Genomic DNA, 261 nt, shown 5'->3' with positions numbered 1-261 from the left:
CTAAAGGCGATTTGTGATGCTGTAATTGCAATCCAGCCTATTTGAGCGCCTAAACCAGCTAGCGATAAAAGCCAAACAAAAACTGTTTTTGCAGCGAATACACTAGACAGAAGTGATAATCCGGCTACAGCAAGTGTTATTAATAATGCGTTCATAGGAATCCCTCTCTTATTAACCTTCCCTAAAACTGGGCTAGCCATTTTTTCAACGGAAAGAGAAAATAACATACGCGTTGCTGCATATAGACCCGAGTTAGCAACC

Annotated in this window: 1 protein-coding gene; it reads right to left on the bottom strand. The window is 41.0% G+C overall.

The window, feature by feature from the left end; translation table 11 throughout:
• A partial coding sequence (locus ACKPVM_RS20495; RefSeq protein WP_409311585.1) for an amino acid permease occupies positions 1 to 261 on the bottom strand: 261 nt, incomplete at both ends.

The organism is Pectobacterium hainanensis (assembly GCF_046237015.1).
Lineage (GTDB): Bacteria > Pseudomonadota > Gammaproteobacteria > Enterobacterales > Enterobacteriaceae > JBJYIN01.
This window is presented reverse-complemented; position numbering and strand designations above follow the sequence as displayed.